We start from the raw sequence: 1,588 nt of genomic DNA on the forward strand, positions 1-1,588 counted from the left end.
ATTCTGGCCATATGCGTCAATCTCCGATGTCATGCTTCGCGTCGCAGCGACGAACCAGTCGGGATGGCGGCTGCGAATATCGACGGCCGCGCGCTTGGCCACATTGCCCGTCTCGAACAGCCCGAAGCAAGTCGCGCCGGAACCCGACATCCGGGCGAACCCTGCTCCGGCCTTGTTGAGCACCGAAAGCGCCTTGCCGATAGCGGGCTGGATCACGCGCGCCGCGGGCTCGAGATCGTTGCGCGTGATCTCCAGCCAATTGCGAATGCTGTGGAAGTCTAGGCTGCCGGGCAGCGGCGGCAGTCCATCATTGTCGCGATGGGAAAGCGCATTGAACACCTCGGCCGTGGAGACAGTGATGCCGGGATTGACGAGGACCAACCCGAGTGCAGGAAAGCCGGGGACGGTCGACAGTTCGTCACCAATGCCACGCGCGATCAGCGGCTTTGCCGCAAGGCACATGGGAACGTCGGCGCCCAGCGGGAGGGCGACCCGCGCCAGTTCGGCTTCGTCGAGGTCCAGCCTCCACGTCTCAGCCAGCCCGCGCAGCACCGTTGCGGCGTCGCTCGACCCGCCGCCGACGCCGGATGCGACCGGCAGGTTCTTTTCGAGCCTGATGGCGACCGGCGGCGCATGTTGGAGATCGGCCCGCTTCCGCAGCGTGTCGCGCGCTTTCACGACCAGATTGCTGTCGTCGAGCGGGACCGCGGAGGCGTATCGACCCGACACGGAAAAGCCATCTCTGTCGGCGAGCTCGATTTCGACCCTGTCGCCGAAGCGCGTGAACACCGCCAGGCTCTCGATCATGTGATAGCCGTCGGCGCGCCTGCCGGTGACGTGCAGCGCGAGATTTATCTTGGCATGCGCATGCAATGCCCGGACCGTGATGCCGGAATCCACTGTGTCAGTCGCGAGCGGGATGATGTCAGTCCTTGGCCAGACGGTATTCGCCGGTCTTCGGGTCCTTGACCAGCGTGCCCATTGAGCCGTTGGTAGCCTGCTTTTCGGTGCGCCGTATCTTGGCCGTCACGCGTTCGGCTTCCCTGACGAAGGAGCGATAGCCGAAATAGGCGAGGACGCCGACTGCGATGAAGAAAATGATCTGTGGCATGTCAAACTCCTTCCTCGCAAGGCCGGCTGCGGCGGCCGGTCGGGTCGGTCAAGCTCTTAAGTTAAACGCTTTTACCGGTTTTTCAAAGCCCGAAGCGAGCCCACAGCGCGCGCTCTTCCGCCGCATCGATCACGCCGCTTGCGGCAGCAGCGGCGATATCGGGCGCTGAAAAGCCCCCCTTGCTTGAGCCGAACCAGCCGAACCGGCCGAACAGGCCGCGCGGCGCCGTGATCAGCTTGAGCTGGGTTTTTGGCCCGAAACGGGTCTTCAGCACGCTGCGCATGTCGCCGAGCGCATCGACAAGGCCGAGTTCCAGCCCCTTCTTGCCAGTCCAGAACAAGCCGGTGAACAGGTCCGGGTCGTCCTTGAGCTTGGTGCCACGCCGGTCCTTGACGAGGTCGATGAAGGTCTCGTGGACATCGAGCTGCAGCGCCTTCAGCCGCTCGATGTCTTCCTTCTTCTCGGGCTTGAACGGAT

At 63.7% G+C, this 1,588-nt stretch carries 2 protein-coding genes and 1 pseudogene; all 3 read right to left on the reverse strand.

What is annotated here, in order from left to right:
* Positions 1-900, reverse strand: a 900-nt coding sequence (locus E5W87_RS23850; protein ID WP_292403077.1) for a 4-(cytidine 5'-diphospho)-2-C-methyl-D-erythritol kinase, incomplete at its 3' end; no start/stop codon positions are given.
* A gap of 25 nt (positions 901-925) precedes the next feature.
* Entirely contained in the window at positions 926-1,111 is a 186-nt protein-coding gene (locus tag E5W87_RS23855; RefSeq protein ID WP_095483965.1) for a hypothetical protein, read from the reverse strand.
* 82 nt (positions 1,112-1,193) lie between these two features.
* Positions 1,194-1,588, reverse strand: a pseudogene (locus E5W87_RS23860) (S49 family peptidase); the annotation flags it as partial.

This window comes from Mesorhizobium sp. (assembly GCF_004962925.1).
In the GTDB taxonomy this organism is placed as follows: domain Bacteria; phylum Pseudomonadota; class Alphaproteobacteria; order Rhizobiales; family Rhizobiaceae; genus Mesorhizobium.

Excerpts from the sequence above, each read along its gene's own strand:
- E5W87_RS23855 (WP_095483965.1), bottom strand. The coding sequence starts at position 1,111 with ATGCCACAGATCATTTTCTTCATCGCAGTCGGCGTCCTCGCCTATTTC.